The organism is Leptospira sp. WS58.C1 (assembly GCF_040833995.1).
GTDB lineage: Bacteria > Spirochaetota > Leptospiria > Leptospirales > Leptospiraceae > Leptospira_B > Leptospira_B cinconiae.
This window is the reverse complement of the sequence record NZ_CP162137.1, coordinates 3,071,330-3,092,555: the sequence shown is the minus strand read 5'-3', so window position 1 is coordinate 3,092,555 and position 21,226 is coordinate 3,071,330. Positions and strand designations below refer to the sequence as shown.

Sequence of the window (21,226 nt, the reverse complement as noted above, 5' to 3'; positions counted from 1 at the left end):
ATATATGCAGAAGGTTTTCAAATTCGAGCCCATCTATAAGGAAAAAGTCTGGGGTGGTAGAAAATTAGAAACCGTATTGGGGCGTGTTATCCCTTCGGGAGATATAGGAGAGTCCTGGGAGATTTCGGATTACGGTTCCGACCTTTCCAAAATTACAAACGGAGAATGTTCCGGAAAAACGTTCAGAGAAGTGTATACATCCGATTACGAGTCGGTTCTTGGAAAACCTTTTAAAGGGCAAGGATTTCCATTATTGATCAAACTCATAGACGCTAAAGAAAAATTATCCGTACAAGTCCATCCGGACGACGCGTATGCGGAAAAGTTTGATCCGGAAAGCGCAGGTAAAAAAGAAGCTTGGACGATTTTACAAGCGGATAAGGGGTCCAAACTAGTTTGTGGATTTTCCAAACAAACCAGTAAGGAAGAATTTTCACAATACGTACAATCAAACCGAGTCGAAGAAATTCTAAACGAAGTAGAAGTGAAAGAATTGGATTCTTTTCTACTGAATCCCGGCAGGATACACGCAATCGGCGGCGGCATCCTTCTTATGGAAGTCCAACAATCATCCGATTCAACTTATAGAGTGTACGATTACGGGAGACCTAGAGAGTTACATCTCAAAAAAGCGTTGGATGTTTTGGATTTTTCTTCCGCTGATCCTCAGGATAGGCTGAGTCCGAAACGAATCGATTCTTTCGAATTCAATCGTTTTGTCCTAACTGCAAACGATAAGTTCCGGATGGAAATTTTAGAAATCGATTCTAGTAAGAAGTTTGCACTTCCTCCTTTTTCTTCCGAGCCTGTGTTCCATATTTTGATGATCTTAAGTGGAGAATGTAAACTAGAAGATCTGGATCTAAAAACGGGAGATACCGTTTTAGTCACCGCTGCCGGGATTAAAGAAGGGGTGATCTGCGAATCTAAATCTTCTTTTTTACGTCTGGCTTGGTCCGGTCCAGGTTCGGATTGGATCCAATATACTTCCCCATGAACGGACCTGGAGAATATTCGGAAGAGCCGCTTCTTTGGGTAAGCGAATCCGAGATCAAAAAGCAAAGACAGATCGCAAAAGAACTACGCAAAACTCCTTGGTGGAGAAAAAAGAAAGCGGACGGAATCTGTTATTATTGCGGTAAAAAATTTCCTCCGGACGAACTTACAATGGATCATCTGATCCCTTTGGCAAAAGGGGGAAAATCGATCAAAGCGAACTTGGTCCCTGCATGTAAGGATTGCAATAATTCTAAGAAGAACAAACTTCCTTTCGAGGAGTTTTGATATTCTTTTTTACCAACAATGCGCGTGATAAACCGCTTCCAACAGGTAAAGATTACAAACATTTTGATCGTTGCGGTTCGTTAAACAAGCGGCCTGAAGTATCTCCGAGGTTTTTTTATCACTTGGAGTGGCTCTGCTACAGTCCTGTTTTCCTCCTGAATTACAATTGGATGATCCAAAAAAGATAAATAATACGAAAGTAACAGAGAGTATATTGTACATTTTTAATGAATTAGCCTGCTGGTTTGGGTCTACTCTGCACATATCTTTCTAGGAATAGGATCCAATCCCTTTTGAGAGAAGGTTTTTTGAGATAAGAATCGAATCCTGAGCTTTGGAAAAACTCTTCCGAGCCGGGCAAAGCGTGAGCTGTCCAGGCCACAAGATATGGAGGATGAGCGAAAGTCTCCTTGATCTTCTTGGAAACTTCTACGCCGCTGATATCCGGAAGATCGATATCTAAGAGTATGATCTCGTAGGTCTCTCTCTCCAATTGAGCGATCGCATCCTTTCCCATTCCTAAAGAATGTACCTTCATGCCTAATTTAGTGAGAATATCAAATGCAACTTTTCTAGAAAATTCTTGGTCTTCTACAAGTAAAATTTTGAGCGGAGGTAGAACGATAGGCGGAGCTGCCTCTTCTTCCAAATCTTGTTTTTCCGGTTCTTCCTGAGGGAAGGGAAGTAAAAAGGAGAATTTGGATCCTTTACCCGGAGAACTTGTGATCCGAATACTTCCCCCCATAAGTTCCACCAATTTTTTGGAGATGGTTAGGCCTAACCCGCTTCCCCCGAATTTTCTAGCAACGGAAGAATCCGCTTGCACGAAAGGTTCGAATAATACTGCGGCTTGGTCTTCTGCGATTCCGACTCCGTCGTCTTCTACCCAGAATTCTAATACACGGGAGAAAAGGTCTTCTCCATAAAAACGAACTCCAAGGCAGACCTTTCCACCGGAGCCGGTAAACTTGATCGCATTACTCAAAAGATTTAAGAGTACTTGTTGGATCCTTCCTTCATCTCCTAAGAAGATCCCAGGGTGGTGTTCCGGATAAGAGATATCCACCAAGACCCTTTTTTCTTCCGCTCTGGCCTTTACCACTCTTGCCGCTCTTTGTAAAACTGCAAATGGATCGAAGGGTAGGATCTCAAGGACAAAACGATGATTCTCTATTTTAGAAAGATCTAATAGTTGGTTCACTAAGTGGAGAAGGTTTTCTCCCGATGCTTGTATTATATCCGCATATTCCTTTTGCTCTTGTGTCAAGGAGGTTTCCGAAAGAAGATTAGAAGTTCCTAATAACCCGTTCAAAGGAGTGCGGATCTCATGGCTCATGATGGCCAGAAAGTCGTATCTATATTTGGCTTCCCATTCCGCTTTTTCTTTGGCGGCGGTGAGCTGGATCGTCCTGGATTCCACCTTGCTTTCTAATTCCGTTTTTAACTCGTTTAGATTTTGGTTTGCGATCTGTAATCCCTTCTCCGCTTCCATAGAAGTTCTTAGAACCCGAGAGAAGGAGAATGAAAATCCTAGGCTATGGAAGAATATGAATAAAAAGATCGCCGGAGCAAGTATATAATTGTTATTTAATATATAGTGCGAGGCCAGGATATCGTTTGCACCGGCGATGATGATAAAGGAGATCCCTACCAGGAAAAATCTGGAGCCGGGTCTTGCATGGATTACCGCTCTTGCACATCCCAATAGAGTGTAAGCTCCGCCGATGATAATCGTAAATTGGAAAGGAAAAAGTAATCTGGCATAATATTCCGCAGGCAGGACTATCGTGGGAATTGCGAAAATTAATAATATGATCAGGGAGATCCTTTCCGTTTTGGGATGGAAATCCTGTTTAAACGCGGTCGCAGAATAGGACAAAAACCCCGAACATAAAATATAGGTGCTTAGGTATTCTAATCTATAGCTGATCTCCCAGGGAATTTCGGGAAATACATAATTAAAAAGCCTATTCCCCGTTAAGAAAAACCGAAATACGGAAGCTAATGAAAATAATGCAAAATACAATTGGCTTTTTTCTTCTCTTGTTCTTAGAAAAGCCATAATTTGATAGATCGCAAGTACCAAGACCGCGGCAGAGCTTGCCATGTCTATTGCCTGGCTATAATGCAATTTTCTTAATATGAGGGAAGGTATCCCGATCTCGGGGGTAAACCAAAGACCCCCATTGATATGGGCAAAATTGGAGATCTCAAAATCCAGTTTTTTCAGGTCTTTCGGAAGGATGACGATAGAAGTTTGGAGGAATGGCACGGAAGTTTCGGGAGTCTTTCCCACTTTGCCAACGGTTTCCAAAAGTTTTCCATCCGCATAGATCGAGTAAGATGTTCCTAAATCGGGAACTTTTAACATCAGTTCAGGACAATTTTCGGGCAATTGCAGACGTAGAGTATAGGTTCCGAAACCTTTACCATTCGGAAATAATAGTTTTCCGTCTTTTGTCAGTTCGTTCCAGATCTGAGGAATCGGCGCATATACCGACTCTTGGATTTGCCCCGGCTCCGGTTCGGATGCCAAAAATTTTCCGGGAACCAGTTCCCATTCTCCACTGAGAGAAAGGATGGTTTTACTCGGGTCCCAGGTGGACGCATCCAGCTTACCTTCCCGAATTTCTCCCAAATCATAATCTATCCTTCCGCAATTCCAGGTGAGAAGAAGGCAGAAAATAAAAATCGGAAAAATTACGCGACTCGAATGCATATCTGTTCGTTGCCGGAGTATCACCAAATGCGGCATCTTTAAGATTTTTGCAAGTGGAGATTTGAAATTTCCGCCAAGATTGACGGAATTTCATCCTATAAACGGTGGATTTTCGAGTTTGTCCACCTTTTACGGCAAAGCCGGATCCTTTTTTGAGCCGATCTTTAACATAAGGAAGCGATCTTTATGTTGGAATCTTACGATCAGGAAACCGAATCCACAGACCATGAGGAGCTGGGAGAAGAATTGCTACATTTGTTGGATGAGGATGGAAATCCATATTCATTCATCGTTGGAGAAGTAGTCGAACTAGACGAACACCAATATTTTTTACTCGTTCCTTCTACGGAAGAAGAAACAGATCTCATCAATTTGGATGTGGGATTTTTAAAAGGAGAAGAAAGTTTCGGATACTTTGCCGTGAAAATAGAAGCGGACGAATTCGGAGAAGATAGATTGGTAGAAGTCACCGACCCCAGAGAGTTGAAAGATTTATTGTATGAACTGAACTCGGATGTTGTCTAATGGGTCCAATGGTCTTAACTTTTGTTTTGAAAATAGTTTTTTCGTATAAGACCCTGTCCTAAATGGTTCAGATTCTTGAAGCTCGGAAATTGAACTAAATCGATAATCTAAGTTTTAGCGCGGACTATAAAAAAAGAAATCGCATAATTTTCAACGGATTATAATCTATCGTAGTGGAATTGAACGCTCTTAACTTCGAGTTTCAAATTTTAGCTCTCTCGAGCCTCATCATATTGAGCATAGGCTTATTGCGTGTTTCCACAAAATTCGGAATTCCCTCTCTACTAATTTTCTTATCGATCGGAATGTTGGCTGGTTCAGACGGCATTCTAATGATCTGGTTTAACGACGCTGATCTTACCCGTAAAGTTGGCTCCATTGCATTAGCATTCATCTTGTTCTCGGGCGGTTTAGAAACCGATTGGACCAAGGTAAAACCGGTACTCTGGAAAGGAATTTCTCTCGGAACCTTGGGAGTACTTCTTACTTGTTTATTCGTGGCCTTATTCGCAATTTTTGTAATGGGTTTCGACCCGATTATCGGATTCCTTTTGGGGGCGATCGTATCTTCTACAGATGCGGCGGCGGTATTCAACGTTCTAAGGACCAGTAATATCGGTATGAGAAAAGGACTTACTTCTCTTTTAGAATTGGAGTCAGGTAGTAACGATCCGCTGGCGGTCTTATTGACAACTTCCGTTTTAGGTTTTGTAGGAACTTCTTCTCCCACTTGGGACAGTTTGGCTTGGACCATCTTCCAACAATTTAGTTTGGGAATTATCCTAGGATTACTTTTAGGATATTGGATCTATAGAGGAATGAACCGTATCAAACTGGATTACGAAGGGTTGTATCCGGTATTACTTTCTGCTTCCGTTTTATTTGTGTATGCGGCTACGGATCTGATCGGGGGAAACCCGTTTTTGGCGGTTTATATCGCTGGAATCATTATCGGGAACAGATCCTTCGTTCATAAACGGAGTAATGTTCGTTTTATGGACGGGATTGCATGGTTGATGCAGATTGTAATGTTTTTAACTTTAGGACTTCTAGTCTTTCCTTCTAAAATTCCTTCCGTTGCAATTCTCGGAATCGCATTCTCAATTTTTCTAATTGTGGTGGCAAGACCGGCCGCTGTGTTTTTGGCTCTAACTGGATTTAAAGTAGACTGGAGAGAAAAACTTTTGGTTTCTTGGGTGGGGTTAAGGGGAGCTGCTCCGATTATCCTGGCGACATTTCCTTTTGCAAAACAACTCCCCGAATCGGAGATGATCTTTCATATCGTCTTCTTTACGGTTCTAACGTCTTTATTGCTGCAAGGATCTACCATACCGTTTGCAGTGCGAGTGTTAGGACTAGAAGCGACTTTGGAACAAAGAGCTTCTTATCCATTCGAATTCGAGAACAAGGAAAAAAGTGATACACAACTTTTGGAATATATCGTTCCTTATGGTTCGGCGTCGGTAGGCAAGTTCGTCTACGAATTGGATTTCCCGGAAAATTCTTTGATCACCTTGATCTATAGGGGAGATTCTCATTTGGTTCCGACTGGTAAGACCAAAATGGAAGATGGGGACGTTCTTCTGGTGTTAACTCCGGAAGGTGCGGAAGATAAGATCCGAGAAATCCTTTCCAGAATGGGGGATAAAAAGGAAGTATGACTTCGTATGATATTGGATCGCTTTGATTGGAAGAAAATTTTTCGATCAAATTACTTTGAACTAGCCTTAATTTTTTTTATTTTCTCCTATATTTCGTATCAAAACGCTTGGTTAAGCGATGATTCGTTCATCAGCTTTCGAGTTTTAGATCATTTGGCAAACGGTTTCGGATTACGCTGGAATATCGCGGAACGTGTACAGGCGTTTACAAATCCCTTATTGATCCTTGTACTTTCTCCTTTTTATTATTTGTATCAGAATATTGTGTTCTGGTCATTTTTTAGTTCATTTGTTTGGGGAGTTTTCGCATTTTATTTTTTAAAAAAGATCTCCGTTTCTTCGGTTTCGTTTTGGTTAGGTTTTGGATTTCTTTTGTCGTCTAGATCTTTCGTGGATTATTCCTATTCAGGGTTGGAGAATTCCTTAAACTACCTGATAGAGGCTATCTTCTTCTATTTGTATTTTAAAAAAGAAGAGGGGTCGGGATCCAAACTGCCAAGCCTGGTCCTTCTTGCTTGCCTTGGTCTGGTTTCCAGGATCGATTTTATTTTAATTTTTATGATCCCGCTTTTCATCGTTTTTGTCCAGGAATGGAAACAAGGGAAGATTAATATTTCTTTAAGTTCTAAAATTGTTCTTTGCAGTTTGCCTGCGGTTTTTTGGTTCTTATTTTCCGCCTTCTATTACGGTTCACTTTTGCCGAATACATATTATTCCAAAACAAATGTGGAAGATTCCTTTGCCCAGATACTTTTGCAGGGTTTGCAATATTATTTTTTCGAATTAAAATGGGATCCTATCGTATTTATATTTCTTCCGATTGTGGCGATTGTCCGAGTATTTTCGCGGAAAGGTTCCGGTCCTATTGTAACTTCTCTCTGCTTCTCTTTACCTTATTTGGCGTATATCGTCTTTGTGGGTGGAGACTTTATGGCAGGGAGATTTTTTACCTATGTGATCTTTCTTTTAGGGATCGCATTAGTGCGGCTGGAGAATCTGGATAAAAAAGAGATCTATATTCTGGGATCTGTTTTAATTATTTATAATATTTTTCTATCCTCCAGTCCGGTGCATTCCGTTAAGCAACAGGTGAAACAAAACCCTTGGATTTTAAGTAAAGGTGAGATTGCAGACGAAAAACTTTGGTATTATCCCGGGACAGGCCTCGCATGGTATAATAAAAAGGATTCTTTACTCCCCGGTTTGGCGAATAAAAAGCCCTTTTTCCCTTCGACCGAGCAAAAAGTATTCATTAAATATAATACAGGTATACTCGGATTTTTTCTGCCGGATAAATATATAATCGATATAGTAGCTTTAGGTGATCCTCTCCTTTCTCGGATTCAGGGAAAAGGAAGGGTAGGTCATAAGATCAGACGTTTACCTTCCGGTTATTTTGAGTCCGTCGAGTCCGGCGAAAATAAGATCCAGGATCCTAAGCTGAAAGAATATTATGATTCTTTGAATATATTGACAAGAGGGGAATTGTTCGATTCCAGGAGATGGGAATTGTTCTGGAAATTCCAGTTTGGTTCTTTTCGAAAATATAAGGAAGTTTATCTCATAGATGAGGTTCGTGAAAATAAAATGTGGGAAGAGGAGAATCGTAAAAAGAATTCGGGGATTAATTCGATCTAATAAGGGAATATTACTTTAGTATGTAGGAATTCCAACAGGCTAATGCCTCGAAAATTTAATTGAAAAGATTAGAATTTTATGATATAGGGGGCAAGGGTTCTCCCACGGGCCCTCCTCCTCCACCCAAGCCTTCAGGGTGGGGGCGCCCTCTTGTCCGTAGGAATTCCTACAAAAACGGCGCCATTCTCTCCACAAGGATCCTTCTGTTGTCTCCCGTTTGTAGAGAAATAATTCCTCGGATGATTGCTTGTCTTCTTCTATCTCTGGAAAATGCCCAGGTCCTAAGACGATTTGCCAATGGAAAATACACTAAGTTTGCAAATGCGATTCCGTAGAAAGTTGCGATGAATGCGGTAGCGATCCCTTCTCCGAGAGCCCTTGTTCCGGCTCCTAAATTTTCCAATACGCTTACAAGTCCCATTACGGTTCCGATGATCCCGATCGTAGGAGAAAATCCTCCGGCAGTTTCTAAAATTTTAGCGGAGCGGGTTTCCTTATTCTCCTGGCCTTCCGCTGCTTCGAATAAAATTTCTTCCACCGCTCTTGGGTCAGTTCCGTCTACGATGAGTTGGATCCCTTTTCTTAAGAATGCGTCGGGCACTGCTGCGAGTTGATCTTCCAAAGATAGTAATCCGTTCTTGCGAGCCTTCTCCGCAAAGTCCAAAAATACATCGGAAAGAGAAAAATCTCTTTTTGGAAAAAGAGATTCTCTCAAGTGAATGATCAGGTTTGCAAATTCTTCCGGGGAATAACTTGCGAATGTTGCGCCGGCAGTTCCTCCGATGATCAATACAAGTGCGGATAGTTTGAGAAAGGAAAGAAAATGCGCTTCTTCCAGTAAGATTGCTAATAAAACCGAGGCAAATGCGGCAGTTAAACCTAAGATGGCCGAACGCATGGGAGCAAATTAGGCAGATTATGTCCAAGAGACAAGTCTTTTCGCGATAAGTTGGGAAGTTTGGCCGCCTCGCCTTCGGCGACCGGGCTCTCCGCTTCGGTCGCTTCGCGACGCCCGCGTCGATCCCTGGCGGGGGAAAATTCCTGAGCGATCTTAGCGCCTTTGCGTGATCCCAAATCTACGGAATTTTGTTTCTCACGCCAAAGTCGCAAAGAGGAGAAGATTTTGGATTTGTAAGCCTATAAACTCAGTGAGCTCTGTGTTCTCCGTGCGAAACCATAGAAAAAAGGGGAGGCAAAAAATAAGGGACGGTTTCGTCCATCCCCTCTACAAGAAAGTGAAAATTCGCAGTGGATTGACTCTAGCCAGGGAGGCTAAAGGTCCATCCGATCTAGAATATCGGATTTCAAAGTTCCGACCTTAGAGGTTCCTGACCATTTTTTCCGTCGGAAAAGAGATTTAATTTCGGTACGAAAAAGTTCGCTCCGAATGTTGCGCTGCAAAATCCATTGACTTTTTGCGTATTTCTAAAATTTTTGTCCCAAATGCTCACTGTTGTCACTGTTCTGTTTTTGGGAATTTACGCCCTGGATATTCTAGGATTATTTTTCTTTGGAATTCATACGTATATCATGGTGTATTTGTACAGAAAGTACAATGCCAATTGTGATACAGATCCGAGCAGAAACCTTTCTTTGGACGATCCGAGTCTTCCGATAGTCACCGTCCAACTTCCAATTTTTAACGAGTTTTACGTAGTAGATCGTCTGATCGACTCGACTATTGCATTAAAATATCCTAAAGATAAATTAGAGATCCAAGTTCTGGATGATTCCACTGATGAGACCATCCAAAAAGCCGCTGCCTTGGTGGCAAAATACAAGGCTCAAGGTTTCGATATTCATCACCTTCACAGGACGAATCGTGTTGGTCACAAGGCTGGAGCCTTAGACGAAGGAATGAAAGTTTCTAAAGGCGATTTTATCGCTATTTTCGATGCGGATTTCATGCCGGATCCTGATTTCCTCTTAAAAACCATGGCTTACTTCGAAGATCCGCAGATCGGAGTTGTGCAAGCCCGTTGGGGACATATCAACGCAGATTATAATATTCTAACCAAAGCCCAAAGTTTCGGTATCGACGGTCACTTTATGATCGAGCAAGTAGCGAGAAACGGTTCCAAACTTTGGATGAACTTCAACGGTACTGCAGGTACTTGGAGAAAGAAAACGATCGAAGATGCCGGCGGTTGGGAACATGATACCCTTACCGAAGACTTCGATCTTTCCTATCGCGCAGAATTGAGAGGTTGGAAGTTCCGTTATTTCAAAGATGTGGTTTGTCCTGCAGAAATTCCTGCAATGATGTCCGCATACAAGTCCCAACAGTTCCGTTGGTGCAAGGGCTCCATCCAGACTGCCGTAAAACTTCTTCCTCGTATCTGGAAAGCGGACCTACCTTGGAAAATCAAGGCTGAAGCGGTGACCCATTTGATCAATTATTCCGTTCACCCGCTCATGATCGTGAACATTTTATTCAGCGCTCCGTTATTATTGATGGAATACTGGTCAGGTTTCAGTTTTTACGATCTTCCTTTAGAGGTATTGTCCGGATCTGCCGCAATACTTTCTATCGGTTCCGTCGGGCCCTTATTCTTCTACGCATATTCACAAAAGACATTATACAAAGATTGGAAAAAGAGAATGGTATATCTTCCGATCCTGATCATGATCGGAACAGGGATCGCGATCGTAAACACCAGAGCTTGGCTCGAGGCTGTTTTGGGAATCCAATCTTCCTTCAAAAGAACTCCTAAATTGAGGATCGAAAAGAACACAGACGCCTTGAAAGATAGGCTGAAATATACCGTTCCGCTCGATTTCCATGTGGTTCTTGAGTTCTTATTGGGTTGTTATTGTGTGTTTTCCGTTGTGCTATCTTTCTTAGTGGGACGTCCTTATATCGTGGGCTTCCTATTGATCTACGGGATCGGTTTCTTCTTTGTTGCCTTTAAGTCTTTCCAAGAATTCACTTGGAAATACAAAGAGGCAAGAAACGCAACTCAGGAAGAGATCCCTCAGGAAGCCTGACACAGCTTCCGCCGTACAAAAGGCGAGGAAACGGGTTGACTCCCTGTGCCCTCGCCTAAATCTGTCAAATACCCCAGGAAACAGGATAACCGATGAGTGAGAAAGTCTATTGCGCCAACTGCCTGCATTGTGTAACCGTCAGACAGTATGAATCCGAGGCGGACAAATACATCCTCCGGGTCAAATGTACCAAGAAAAAATGGTCCAAACGTTCCGGCGAAGAGAAGTTATACAAATACTTCACTGTGGCTCGCCGTATGCAGACTGATTGCGAATTCTACGAGCCGATGGGAGAAATCCTTCCTTATATCAAAAATTTAAAGAAAGAACTTCCCATTAAAGACGAAATCTACATGGTGAAGTCGCCTAACTAAAAAGGGCATTGTTCTCCAAACCGTTCCTCCTCCAACCCAGGACCGTAAAAGAAACGGGAAATCGCAAAACGGTCCTGGACGAACCCTACACCCTCTTCCCGGACAAAGACGCCTTATTACTTAAGGATTTTCCAGTCCGGGTAAGTGTAGGAGATCCTCTCTACAAACAATCTTCAGGTTCAGTTCTCTCTCCTGTAAACGGGATCGCGTCTTTAGAACATAGCGAAGAAGGTTCCAAGATCCGTATCGTACAAGATGGAAACTTTATTGGTTCCAAACCTTGGATCCCAAAAGTTCTAAAAAAAGAAGAAACACTGGAGCCGATGGACAGATTGGGCTTAGTCAGTCTGGACTTTCCGGAACATTCTCTTTTATCCTATTTTAAATCCAGACAAACCACTAAACTTATTATCTTAGCTCCGTTTACTAGAACTCAAGACGTGGACTATCTTCCCGAGTTAAGAAGGAACGCAGAATGTCATACTCGTTTCTTAGAAGTTTTAAGATCCATTTTTCCGGAAGCTCAGATCAGGGATTATATTGTCGCTCTAAAATCTCCCGTTAAAAATTACGCATACCCTTGGGGAATTCCGGAGTATTTCGTATCCCAAACCGAAAAATTGCCTTTTTCTAAAATTAAGGAAATTTTATATTTAGGTCCGGAAACATTATATAATCTTTATAGAGCATTATTCGCCGATTTTCCTTTTATAGAAAGAGAGATCGCTCTTTATTTTTTAGGGAAGAACGGAGGGCTTAGAAAAGCGGATTCTACCGTTCGTATCCGGAACGGACAGAGCCTGAAATTTTTATTCGAAGAATACGGCCCCAAGTATTCCAACTTCACTCTAAATTCCTTTTACGAAAAAAATCCGGTCAGAGATATCAAAAAAGGATTCTATTGGGATATTAGACAGAATTATTCCTTAGTGTTTTTGACAAAACATGATTCGGGGAGAAGGGAATTCCCATGTGTAGAATGCGGAGAATGCTCTTATAATTGCCCTACCCAGGCAAATCCAATGGCCCTGGTTTCCAGTTTCGGCAATTTTAATTCTTCTCTTTGTATGGAGTGCGGGATCTGCACATTTCTTTGTCCTTCTACCATTTCTTTAAGGACCCGTATCAGGACTTGGAAGGAGGCGAATCATGGCTTTTAGTTACATTCTCTCCACTCAAAACGGTTTTTTCAGAAGAAAGGACCTTCTTCTACCCGATATTCTTTTCGCATTTTTAGCGATGGGCCTTTTGGTTTTAGGTTCCGGCGGATCTTATTATCCGATCGTTCCTGCGGGTTTCGGACTTGTATTCGGAGCGGCTGCCTACTTTCTTCTCACAGGTGGGAAGTCCTACCCGTTATATTGGGTAAATCATACGTTGAGTTTTGCTCTTCTTCTTCCCAGAGATCCAAGATACGCTTTACATGCGGTTCTTGCTCTCGGGATTGGATTGGGTCTTTGGTGGATCCTGGAACAGAAATTTAAGATCCGCTTCCCTTTGGCATTAGTACAATTTTTGCTTTTTCTAATATTCTATCTTTTGCCAGGGGTAGACAGCTGGGCTTCCGAATCTTCTTCCGTGTTTAGAGGAATTTCTTACCCTGATATATATACTCCCGGGTTTTTTATGGAAGGTACCTTGTCTGGTTTTAGATATTCTCCCTTGGAAGCTTGCGGTGGATTCGGGATACTTCTGGCAGTACCTTTACTATTAAGAAGTAGTTTGGCTCTATTATTACCCTTGGGATTTGCGGTCTTACTTTCCGTTTGGTTCCATTTATCTAAGATCCCAGGTTGGGAAACAGTTTCCGGACCGGTATGGCTTGGAACCTTTTCCTTCATTTTACTTCTAAATTTACCGGGAAGAAATACAGGCTCACTTTTGCCTCTTTCTTTTTTGAGTTTGGCACCTTTGGGGTTGGCAATTTTTTTCCTTCCGCCTGCCTTGGTTCCTACATTCCTGTGGGTCTCATCGTTTTTTTTCATTGAATCCATCCTGATTCGTATTTTCCTAGGAGATAGGACAGAGAAGAATGAACCAGCTCCTCGCTTTACTTAAGCCAGAGACTGTAATTTTTGAAATAGAAGGTTCCTCTAAGGAAGAAGTGATCAATCAACTTCTCCAGAAGGCCGTCGACTCGACACTTATTGCTAGAGACGACAGGGACCTTGTGTACGAATCTCTTATGGCGAGAGAAAAATCCATGTCTACGGGTATTGGAAGCGGGGTTGCGATCCCGCATTGTTCGGTCAATCTGGTAGATGAGCTCAAATGTGTGATGGGCCTTTCACGAAAGGGTATCGATTTCGATGCAATCGACCATCTTCCCGTTCATATCTTTATCCTTCTGATCGTTCCCAAATCTAAATTCCAAGAACATATCAAAACCCTGGCGCAGATCGCAAAAACCCTCAATGTAAAAGAGGATCGCGAAAAACTGATCCTTTCCAGAAATTTCGAAGAGATCCGAAAAGCTTTCTCTGCTTGAGAGGGTGGAAGTTTGTTAGAAGAAGCGAAACGCTTTTTGATCTTTGCGGTTTTCCTTTCCGCAATTTCCGTATTTTTTTCCCAGCTCAGATCCTTGAATAAGGAATTTTTAGAGGCGGATTCCGGGATCCAGGTCCAGGATTCCGCGGAGAGATCGCCTAACACAGATTTTACGAAAGAATATCTAAAATTTTGGAAAGGTTTGGTCAATTTCGATCTGGGCGAAACCGAATCCGGGGATCCGGTCCTTTCTCATATACTCTCCAGATTTTGGCCCACTTTACATTTAGCCGGATTTGCGGTTTTAACGGGGACCTTCTTTTCCGTTTTCTTAGCCTTGGTCTCTTTTCTTCCTCGGTGGAGTTTGGTGGGAGAAGTTTTCGGATTTATCAGTCAAGTTATCTTATCCACCCCAGTATTTGTAGTTTCCGTTTTTCTATTAGTATTCTTTTTTCTGATACTGGGCTGGCTTCCTCCCGGTGGATATGAGCCTTGGAATACCGCTTATGTGATCTTGCCTGGAGTCGCTCTTGGTTCCAGAGTGTTTGCCAGACTTTTTATTTTTGCCCACCAGCTGGCCGGTACTGAAAAAAAATCGGCTTATACGAACGTTTTGAAGGCGAGAGGATATTCAGAAAATCGAATATTGTTCCGACATATTCTTCTGAAAGTTTGCCCCGTACTTCTTATCTTGATCTTATTGGATTTGAGTTCTTTACTTTCAGGCGCAATCGTTGTGGAAGAGATCTTTTTTTTCCCCGGGATCGGAAAGTCCATGTACCATGCGATAAGGACCATGGATTCCGCATTACTCTCCGCTCTTTTATTCTATAGCGGAACGGTATTCTATATTCTGACCAGAGTCTCGGAAAGAGTAAGAGATAGACTTTTGGGTTGGGAGGCAGGTGCAGCTTGAAAACTTCAAACCTGCTTCGTTACGGAGTGATCTCCCTATATTTAGTTTTAGTAATATTTGGAATATTATTCAAGTCCGCTCCTACTGAATTGAATTTAAAAGAGTCTTTTCTCCCTCCGTCTTTGGATTTTCCATTCGGTAAGGATAGATTGGGAAGAGACGTGCTCTCGCTGTTCGCTTACGGAAGTTTGGCTACTTTCTTATTCGCTTTTCCTGCAAGAGTCCTTACCTTGGTCGTGGCTTCCCTAATCGGTCTCGTTTCCTATACAAGTCCATTCTTTAAAAGGAATGTATTCTCTCCCTTGTCTTCCGTATTTGTTTCTCTTCCTTCTTTACTCTTGGCGTTGCTTGTTGTCCAAGTATTCGGTGCGGGACCGATCCCTTTGTTTTTAGCGATCGTTCTAGGAGATTGGGCACAAGCTTATGAGACGGTTCGGGCCAAAATCGACGAGGTAAGCACAAGCGGTTATGCGTTAGCCGCTTCTTGTTTTGGTGCGAGTAAATCTTATATTTTTAGGGCGCATCTTCTTCCCCAAGCGTTCCAAATATTGAGAGTACTTTTGTTTACGGGACTTCCTGCAGTTGTGATGACACTTGCAATATTCGGATTTTTAGGGATTTCAGCGGGAGGTGAAGTTTTCGGGCCCGGTTTAGGGGAACAAATTGCATTTTCAAAGGATTACGCGCAGAATGCTCCTTGGTCTTTGGTTTTTCCTACATTAGGAATTTTAGGTTTAGTAATGACGGTGGGAGGAAAACGATCTTGAAATTGTTGTTCTTCCGAAAAATACCCGCCTGTATTTTACTGATTTGTTTAGCTCCTTTGTTTGTTGGATTTCCAATATTTGGGACCGGGATAAACGATTATTATCGTATTTCTGAATATTCTTCTCCCGAAAAGATCCAATTTGAGAAGGAAAGAAAACTTTGTATTTTTCCTCTCCGGAATTTATCCGGAGATGCCTCTCTGGATTTTTACTCCTCCGGTTATGCTTCTGTTCTATATTCGGGTCTGAAATCTTTAGTTCAAATTTACGACGAATCTCTTTACCCTAAGTCTATACAACATGCTTTTGGTCCAAATCCTTCCGGGGTGAAACCGAATCTAAAGGAAGGAGAATGGGATTATGCAGGACTTGAAAAATTAAAGAAGGGAGAACTTTCTTTAAACGTATCCAAAGATCCTAGATATTTGATCTTAAAAGTCCAACCTTACGAAACGGAAACAGCTCCTGACGAAGGATTTATCATTCCAGTCTCCCGAAAATACGACTGTTTTTATTCCACTTACGGAGAATTTGAGAAGAAGGGAGAAGAACTCCGGATCAATATCCGATTGAGATCTTCCAAAGACGGATCTAAGAAAGAATTCTCCCACAAAACAAGTATTAGGCGATCATATCAGGAATTAGGTCCGGTGATCGAAGAGATCCGCAAAACACTTTTAGGAAAACATACTAAAGTGCTCTCCGTTAAAACCGGGACCCAGTATGATTCTTTAGTCTTCTTGGACGGGAATTACATAGGTAAAACCCCTTTAAAAAGAAATGATGTTCTTGCCGGGATACACGATATCCGGATCACTAAGAACGGATATTCTGATTGGATCGGTCAACTGGATCTGAGAGAAAATTCTAAAGATCTGGATATCGTATTAGAAAAAGATAAAAAAGAAGGCTTTCTTTCCCTAGATTCCGACCCACAAGGAGCTAAGGTGTATTTAGATTCGGAATATTTAGGGGTGACTCCACTCGTAAAAGTTCCTGCCAAAATCGGTTGGAACAGATTGAGATTCGTTTTAGACGAGCATGTGGACCAGTTTAAAGGAGTGGAGATCAAAAAAGGAGAAGTATCGGAAATCAAGGTCAAACTGAAAGAAGGTGAATCCGTTTCCTATTATAAAAACAAAAAGTATTTATTCTTAGACCATACCTACGATGATTTTGCAATCTATTCCCTTTACGGAAGTTTGTTCTTTTATGCCGGATATTATTATTTCAATTTGAGAGCGAATCAGGCCCTGGAAAACGTAAGGCCAATGGTCCAGATCACAAATTTTACTGCTCTCCAGGAATTGCAGCAATCTTCTCCTAATTTACAGACATTCGCGCTTTCTTATTTCTATCAGGAAAGTATCTATAACGATGCTAAAGATAAATCCGATTATTTCAGATCTATTTCCGGAAGATTCGGAAGAAACCAAGGGATCCAAGGCGGACTCATGTTGTACGGGATCGGAACAATGCTGATCTTGTCTGCGACATTCTACGCTCTTGGATTGGATTCCGAAACCTTGGAGGTAGGTGTGGCACCCGTCAAGACCATGCCGACATTCGTAAGAGGTTTGGAAGGACAGTATGAAACCGAGTCTTACGCAAAATTTAATATGAGATTCTGATAGATCTTTCCGGAGTTCTTTGGCGTATCGGCCAAAATATTTAAGCTTTGATATAAGAATATAGTCTAAAACTTCCTAAGACAAGGAGGCCTTCTGCGTTCCGTATAGGTTTTAGGATCTCCGAAAGTTTTTCCGGAAGGACCGAATAAGATCCATATCCTTCCGGAAGTTTGAACTCTTTGGAATCTAAAAAATACAAATTTGTATTCTGTATTTTTGTATAATCAAAAAGTTTTTCCGCCATAGATTCTCCTTCTTTGTCCGGTAAAAATCCGGCGAGTATAGAAAACCTTTTACCTGGAAATGCGGAAGATAAAGACGCAAGTGTGACTCGGATTGCATCCGGATTATGTGCAGGATCGAATACGATGAAGGGAAGATCCGATATGGTCTCCAACCTGCCTGGAGGAAGGGGCAGGGGTTTAAAAATTACTTGTTCCGTCTTTTCCAAAGAGGATAACTTCTTAGAGATATATCCCTGTAGGTTCTCTACAATAAACTTTACGTATTCTTGATTATGATCCAGATAGGATTTTCCTTCCGGCAAAGAAGGAAAAAGATGGAGATCTAAATTCTTTTCGGAACAAAACTCTTTTAGTATTTTTAACTGAGACGGTTCCGGTTCTAATGCGAATACGATCCTCGTTCTTTCGGATACGATCCCTAATTTTTCCTTTAAGATCGCTTCTTTTGTATTTCCTAAAACCGCCTTATGATCTTCTCCGATAGCGCATATAACTAGTATGTCCGGTTCCGCCACTTTTGTGGCGTCTAATCTTCCGCCTAAGCCCGCTTCGTATATTTGGACCGCGATGTCCTTTTTTTCGAATAAAACGAAAGATCCAAGTGTAAACCATTCGAACCAGGAGAGAAAGGAAAGTTCTTCCGAAGTACTTTCCGTAAATAGGATATTAGAGATCTCTTTTAGATCTTCTTGGTCGATAGGATCGAAATTCGGGCCGATTCTGATCCTTTCTTTCGGATCGAATAGATGAGGAGAAGTATAAAGACCTGTTCCGTATCCCAAATTTGAAAAACTTCCCGCTAAAAAATGGGAAACGGAACCTTTTCCGTTCGTTCCGACGACAGAGATCCTAAGCCTTTCTTTCTTTCGATCTCTCCAGCCATGGGAGTCTATTAGTTTACGGAACGGATCTAAGGAATAATCCCCAAAAACGTTAAAATTCCTAGTCTTCTCTAAATTGGTTAATTTGGATCCGAATTCTAAAAAATCTGGGATAGACATTTAAGTTTTTCTAATATTCTTTCAGGTGTATCCGAGAGCATTTAACAGCCTGGACCTTCCTTTTTCGATTAGGTCGGTACTTAAATTTACGCCGGTGAATAATCTGAATTGTTCTACCGCTTGGTAGAGTAACATATCCGTTCCAGGTACGATCTTGGCGCCCTTCCTCTTGGCCCCTAAAACCAAAGGAGTTTCCAGAGGGTTATAGACTATATCGAATACGATTTGACCTTCTACAAAACAAGACTCGGGGATAGCGGGTCCCGGATCTTTTCCTTTCATTCCAAGCGGAGTTGTATGAATGATGAGAGAATATTCCGAAAAATCCTTTTGTACTTCGTTTAGATCCTTGGATTGGATCTTTGCGGACGAAATCTTGGATAGTAAGCCGATCAATTCCTCCGAAGTTTTGGGATTTCTTGCAGCGATAGTAAGATCTTTTACTCCTGCTTCTTTCAATAGTGTGAAAGAAATTCCGCGAGCACTTCCACCGCTTCCGATCAATAATACTTTTCCTTTTAAACTTTCCGGAAAAGATTCTTTCACGGAGCGGACTGCACCTATTCCGTCCGTATTATGCGCGCTAATCGATCCGTTCTCGAAAATTAAAGTATTACTGGCTTTGACCGCTTGAGAGGTCTCGTCGGTTTTATCTGCGAGTAGAAAAGCAATCTCTTTATGAGGAATGGTTACGGACAAACCTCTTACTCCGAACTTGGACAAAGAAAGAAGTTCCTTTTTTTCCAAAGTTTCCACAGGAAAAACCAAATATCCGCAGTCCAGACTTAGGTCTTCATACCATGAAGTATGTAATAGAGGTGAGAGGGTATGAGATAAGGGTCGGCCTACGATCCCGAAGTATTTTGAGCTGTCTCGAAAGATTTTCAATGGGTTCCGCTTCTTTTTTACTAAAATTCTCGACTTTATCCGAAAACCCGGAAAACCTGTAATGCAGATGGGAATCCTGGCCTCGCTCAACGATTTTCTCCCTTTACTCGGCACTCAACCCTTTTTAGTTTTAGCTTCTTCTTCGGGTTGGTGGACGACATTCACGGATATACTGTTTGTTCTGTCCATTAGCGGCGGTTTAGCCTGGTATTTTTATTATTATAAAAGAAAGGATCTTTTAGGCGGTTACTGGGTGGCGTTTTTAGTCGCTATTCTGGGGTCGTTGATCATTCTTTCTATCTTCCAAGACCTAATCCGAGAAGTGGTGTATTGGTTAATCTCCCCTAAGATCGGAATCTACCAGGTTGCCAATGTGAATTTGATCGCGGTACTTTTGGGCGGATACTCCATGCTCTATATCATGAACCGTATCAATCATAATAAAGAACGTAGGGATTAATTTACGGGCGACTCACTCGCTTTGCTCGTGATCGCGCTCTTCGCTCCAATCAGCAAAGCGCCATAAACGGCGCATTGCCGGATTTCCGCTACGATCGCTGTCGCATCCAGATCCGGGCTTTTCCTTTTTTCCACGCAGTATCGCAAAGTTGCGGCTCTACGAAAGTAGGAATCGTCGTCTTTATTTCTTCTTTTCTTTTTCCGCCAAAGACATTTCGAATACTTTGGTGTATTTTAGAAAATTATAATAGAATCCCATGATCGCGAGGATCAATCCCCTTCTGCCGTCCAAAAACCCGAGTCTCACAAAATACATCCAAAAGGATTTGTATCCTGCTTCTAATAAAGCTAAGAACAGACCGGTTCTTTTTCCTTTTCCGAATTTTTCCGCGGCTGCAAGTTCGGAATATCGATTGATAAAGTTCACATGATCGAATAAATTTTCGTAGGAATAATGGAATACGGGATGTTTTAACTTCTTCCTCTTTCCGGACAATTCCACCGCTTCGTGGACCTTTCCACCCACGAATTTTCCTTTGGATCTTAAGAATAACCTGGCCCTATAATTCGGATACCAGCCTCCGTGCCGGATCCATTTTCCCATGTACATCGTAAGTCTCGGGATCAAGAACCCGTCTTCTTCCGGTTCGCCGTTCTTAAATAAGTTTTTGATCTCTTCTTTTAGTCCCGGAGAAAGTTCTTCGTCCGCATCCAGAGTGAGTATCCAAGGATTCACTGCTAAAGATATGACATGGTTTTTTTGGGACACGTAGTCGTCGAATTTCCGGAGAATTACTTTGGCTCCCTTTTGTTTCGCGATACTTTCCGTTTTATCCATGGAACCTGAATCCAATACTATGATCTCGTTTACGAAATCTAGGGAAGACAGACATCTTTCGATATTATCTTCTTCGTTTAATGTGATGATACAGGCTGAGATTGGGTACATCTAAGCGCGGGAAAAATCCTGATCTCTAACGGATTTAAAATTAGACGAAAGAGGAACTTCCAATCTGGCGATGGTTACGTCTTTTCGGATGATGATCCTGAAATAGGAAGGATCGATACCTTCTCCTTTCAGCATGATTAATATGAGTGCAAGTCCGAGTCCCGCTCCTTCCGTATTGTCGGCGTTATCTAAATAGAATTGGGCGATGTCTCCGTACTGCATTCCTTTTTCTAATTTTTCACGAAGGGATTTTTCTTCTTCAATGGTCACCGGTGTGTTGTTTGTTACCTCGATCCGAATTCCGTCCATGGAATAGTCGAAGGTGATCAGACAGAAATATCCTTTTTTTTTGGATTTGTTTCCGTATTCTTCCGCCATACTTTCGGAAAATAATTCCTTATATTCGGAGACTCCTTTTTTGTACTGGATCGGATTTTCAATATCGTAGCCTTTTTCCTCGAAGAAGATCCTTTTTTGATTTGCCTTGCAGGCATTGATCGATAATTCTTTTACGATAGTGTAAATCGTTGGAACAAGGGTGGGATAAGTGACCTTATCCAAGATGAGCTCGATCGCCTGCTGGATATGTTCCTCGACCGATCTGGTGATCCGATGGGTCTTTAGAGAGAGGATTCTTCCGTCCTCCACCGTAAGCCGGATATTGTCTGATATATCCCGGATTTCCTGACCCATT

Annotated in this window: 20 protein-coding genes; 14 read left to right on the top strand and 6 right to left on the bottom strand. The window is 41.9% G+C overall.

What is annotated here, in order from left to right:
- Positions 1-4: 4 nt before the first annotated feature.
- A complete protein-coding gene (locus tag AB3N61_RS14220; RefSeq protein ID WP_367897897.1) occupies positions 5-997 on the top strand; it encodes a type I phosphomannose isomerase catalytic subunit in 993 nt (330 codons plus the stop codon).
- Positions 994-1,284: an HNH endonuclease gene (locus AB3N61_RS14215; RefSeq protein ID WP_008594056.1), complete on the top strand. Its 291-nt coding sequence runs from the start codon at positions 994-996 to the stop codon at positions 1,282-1,284. The genes AB3N61_RS14220 and AB3N61_RS14215 overlap by 4 nt, the downstream gene beginning before the upstream one ends.
- A 232-nt stretch (positions 1,285-1,516) precedes the next feature.
- Here AB3N61_RS14215 and AB3N61_RS14210 read toward each other — a convergent pair whose 3' ends face one another.
- Positions 1,517-4,003, bottom strand: a complete 2,487-nt coding sequence (locus tag AB3N61_RS14210; protein ID WP_367897896.1) for an ATP-binding protein — start codon at positions 4,001-4,003, stop codon at positions 1,517-1,519.
- A gap of 186 nt (positions 4,004-4,189) precedes the next feature.
- On the opposite strand from AB3N61_RS14210, the gene AB3N61_RS14205 reads away from it, so the two are divergent.
- The 3 genes from AB3N61_RS14205 to AB3N61_RS14195 all read left to right on the top strand — a co-directional run bounded on the left by AB3N61_RS14205 (position 4,190) and on the right by AB3N61_RS14195 (position 7,827).
- Complete coding sequence (locus AB3N61_RS14205; protein ID WP_020770523.1) at positions 4,190-4,528, top strand: DUF1292 domain-containing protein; 339 nt, start codon at positions 4,190-4,192, stop codon at positions 4,526-4,528.
- 179 nt (positions 4,529-4,707) lie between these two features.
- Positions 4,708-6,189, top strand: coding sequence for a potassium/proton antiporter (locus tag AB3N61_RS14200; RefSeq protein ID WP_036090158.1), 1,482 nt, complete (start codon positions 4,708-4,710; stop codon positions 6,187-6,189).
- A 6-nt stretch (positions 6,190-6,195) separates the two neighbouring features.
- Entirely contained in the window at positions 6,196-7,827 is a 1,632-nt protein-coding gene (locus AB3N61_RS14195) for a hypothetical protein (protein ID WP_367897895.1), read from the top strand.
- Positions 7,828-7,993: 166 nt separating this feature from the next.
- Here AB3N61_RS14195 and AB3N61_RS14190 read toward each other — a convergent pair whose 3' ends face one another.
- Positions 7,994-8,725, bottom strand: coding sequence for a motility protein A (locus AB3N61_RS14190; RefSeq protein ID WP_036090091.1), 732 nt, complete (start codon positions 8,723-8,725; stop codon positions 7,994-7,996).
- A gap of 545 nt (positions 8,726-9,270) precedes the next feature.
- Between AB3N61_RS14190 and AB3N61_RS14185 the strand changes: the two genes are divergently transcribed.
- From AB3N61_RS14185 to AB3N61_RS14150, 8 genes are all read left to right on the top strand, one after another.
- On the top strand, positions 9,271-10,815 hold the full coding sequence (locus tag AB3N61_RS14185; protein ID WP_257588058.1) for a cellulose synthase family protein: 1,545 nt from the start codon (positions 9,271-9,273) through the stop codon (positions 10,813-10,815).
- Positions 10,816-10,907: 92 nt separating this feature from the next.
- On the top strand, positions 10,908-11,189 hold the full coding sequence (locus AB3N61_RS14180; protein ID WP_010414765.1) for a hypothetical protein: 282 nt from the start codon (positions 10,908-10,910) through the stop codon (positions 11,187-11,189).
- 8 nt (positions 11,190-11,197) lie between these two features.
- Positions 11,198-12,349, top strand: a complete 1,152-nt coding sequence (locus AB3N61_RS14175) for a 4Fe-4S dicluster domain-containing protein (protein ID WP_367897894.1) — start codon at positions 11,198-11,200, stop codon at positions 12,347-12,349.
- Positions 12,339-13,247: a hypothetical protein gene (locus tag AB3N61_RS14170; RefSeq protein ID WP_367897893.1), complete on the top strand. Its 909-nt coding sequence runs from the start codon at positions 12,339-12,341 to the stop codon at positions 13,245-13,247. The genes AB3N61_RS14175 and AB3N61_RS14170 overlap by 11 nt, the downstream gene beginning before the upstream one ends.
- Positions 13,222-13,677, top strand: coding sequence for a PTS sugar transporter subunit IIA (locus AB3N61_RS14165; protein WP_020770519.1), 456 nt, complete (start codon positions 13,222-13,224; stop codon positions 13,675-13,677). Before AB3N61_RS14170 ends, AB3N61_RS14165 begins: the two co-directional genes overlap by 26 nt.
- Before the next feature lie 12 nt (positions 13,678-13,689).
- Positions 13,690-14,592, top strand: coding sequence for an ABC transporter permease subunit (locus AB3N61_RS14160; protein ID WP_020770338.1), 903 nt, complete (start codon positions 13,690-13,692; stop codon positions 14,590-14,592).
- On the top strand, positions 14,589-15,359 hold the full coding sequence (locus AB3N61_RS14155; RefSeq protein ID WP_367897892.1) for an ABC transporter permease: 771 nt from the start codon (positions 14,589-14,591) through the stop codon (positions 15,357-15,359). The genes AB3N61_RS14160 and AB3N61_RS14155 overlap by 4 nt, the downstream gene beginning before the upstream one ends.
- Positions 15,356-16,990: a PEGA domain-containing protein gene (locus AB3N61_RS14150; protein WP_367897891.1), complete on the top strand. Its 1,635-nt coding sequence runs from the start codon at positions 15,356-15,358 to the stop codon at positions 16,988-16,990. The genes AB3N61_RS14155 and AB3N61_RS14150 overlap by 4 nt, the downstream gene beginning before the upstream one ends.
- Before the next feature lie 40 nt (positions 16,991-17,030).
- Here the strand turns inward: AB3N61_RS14150 and AB3N61_RS14145 are convergent, their stop codons facing one another.
- Together AB3N61_RS14145 and aroE are read right to left on the bottom strand one after the other, a co-directional pair.
- Entirely contained in the window at positions 17,031-18,236 is a 1,206-nt protein-coding gene (locus AB3N61_RS14145) for a glutamate ligase domain-containing protein (protein WP_367897890.1), read from the bottom strand.
- Between the two features lie 21 nt (positions 18,237-18,257).
- Positions 18,258-19,124 (bottom strand): shikimate dehydrogenase, encoded by an 867-nt coding sequence (aroE, locus tag AB3N61_RS14140; RefSeq protein ID WP_367897889.1) that lies wholly within the window; start codon positions 19,122-19,124, stop codon positions 18,258-18,260.
- A gap of 67 nt (positions 19,125-19,191) precedes the next feature.
- Between aroE and AB3N61_RS14135 the strand changes: the two genes are divergently transcribed.
- A complete protein-coding gene (locus tag AB3N61_RS14135) occupies positions 19,192-19,584 on the top strand; it encodes a hypothetical protein (RefSeq protein WP_036090145.1) in 393 nt (130 codons plus the stop codon).
- Positions 19,585-19,764: 180 nt separating this feature from the next.
- Here AB3N61_RS14135 and AB3N61_RS14130 read toward each other — a convergent pair whose 3' ends face one another.
- Positions 19,765-20,532 (bottom strand): glycosyltransferase family 2 protein, encoded by a 768-nt coding sequence (locus tag AB3N61_RS14130; protein WP_367897888.1) that lies wholly within the window; start codon positions 20,530-20,532, stop codon positions 19,765-19,767.
- Positions 20,533-21,225, bottom strand: coding sequence for a hypothetical protein (locus AB3N61_RS14125; protein WP_020770421.1), 693 nt, complete (start codon positions 21,223-21,225; stop codon positions 20,533-20,535).
- Position 21,226 lies beyond the last annotated feature (1 nt).

Excerpts from the sequence above, each read along its gene's own strand:
- AB3N61_RS14220 (WP_367897897.1), top strand. The coding sequence starts at position 5 with ATGCAGAAGGTTTTCAAATTCGAGCCCATCTATAAGGAAAAAGTCTGG.
- AB3N61_RS14215 (WP_008594056.1), top strand. The coding sequence starts at position 994 with ATGAACGGACCTGGAGAATATTCGGAAGAGCCGCTTCTTTGGGTAAGC.
- AB3N61_RS14210 (WP_367897896.1), bottom strand. The coding sequence starts at position 4,003 with ATGCATTCGAGTCGCGTAATTTTTCCGATTTTTATTTTCTGCCTTCTT.
- AB3N61_RS14205 (WP_020770523.1), top strand. The coding sequence starts at position 4,190 with ATGTTGGAATCTTACGATCAGGAAACCGAATCCACAGACCATGAGGAG.
- AB3N61_RS14195 (WP_367897895.1), top strand. The coding sequence starts at position 6,196 with ATGATATTGGATCGCTTTGATTGGAAGAAAATTTTTCGATCAAATTAC.
- AB3N61_RS14190 (WP_036090091.1), bottom strand. The coding sequence starts at position 8,725 with ATGCGTTCGGCCATCTTAGGTTTAACTGCCGCATTTGCCTCGGTTTTA.
- AB3N61_RS14185 (WP_257588058.1), top strand. The coding sequence starts at position 9,271 with ATGCTCACTGTTGTCACTGTTCTGTTTTTGGGAATTTACGCCCTGGAT.
- AB3N61_RS14180 (WP_010414765.1), top strand. The coding sequence starts at position 10,908 with ATGAGTGAGAAAGTCTATTGCGCCAACTGCCTGCATTGTGTAACCGTC.
- AB3N61_RS14170 (WP_367897893.1), top strand. The coding sequence starts at position 12,339 with ATGGCTTTTAGTTACATTCTCTCCACTCAAAACGGTTTTTTCAGAAGA.
- AB3N61_RS14165 (WP_020770519.1), top strand. The coding sequence starts at position 13,222 with ATGAACCAGCTCCTCGCTTTACTTAAGCCAGAGACTGTAATTTTTGAA.
- AB3N61_RS14145 (WP_367897890.1), bottom strand. The coding sequence starts at position 18,236 with ATGTCTATCCCAGATTTTTTAGAATTCGGATCCAAATTAACCAATTTA.
- AB3N61_RS14135 (WP_036090145.1), top strand. The coding sequence starts at position 19,192 with ATGGGAATCCTGGCCTCGCTCAACGATTTTCTCCCTTTACTCGGCACT.
- AB3N61_RS14130 (WP_367897888.1), bottom strand. The coding sequence starts at position 20,532 with ATGTACCCAATCTCAGCCTGTATCATCACATTAAACGAAGAAGATAAT.
- AB3N61_RS14125 (WP_020770421.1), bottom strand. The coding sequence starts at position 21,225 with ATGGGTCAGGAAATCCGGGATATATCAGACAATATCCGGCTTACGGTG.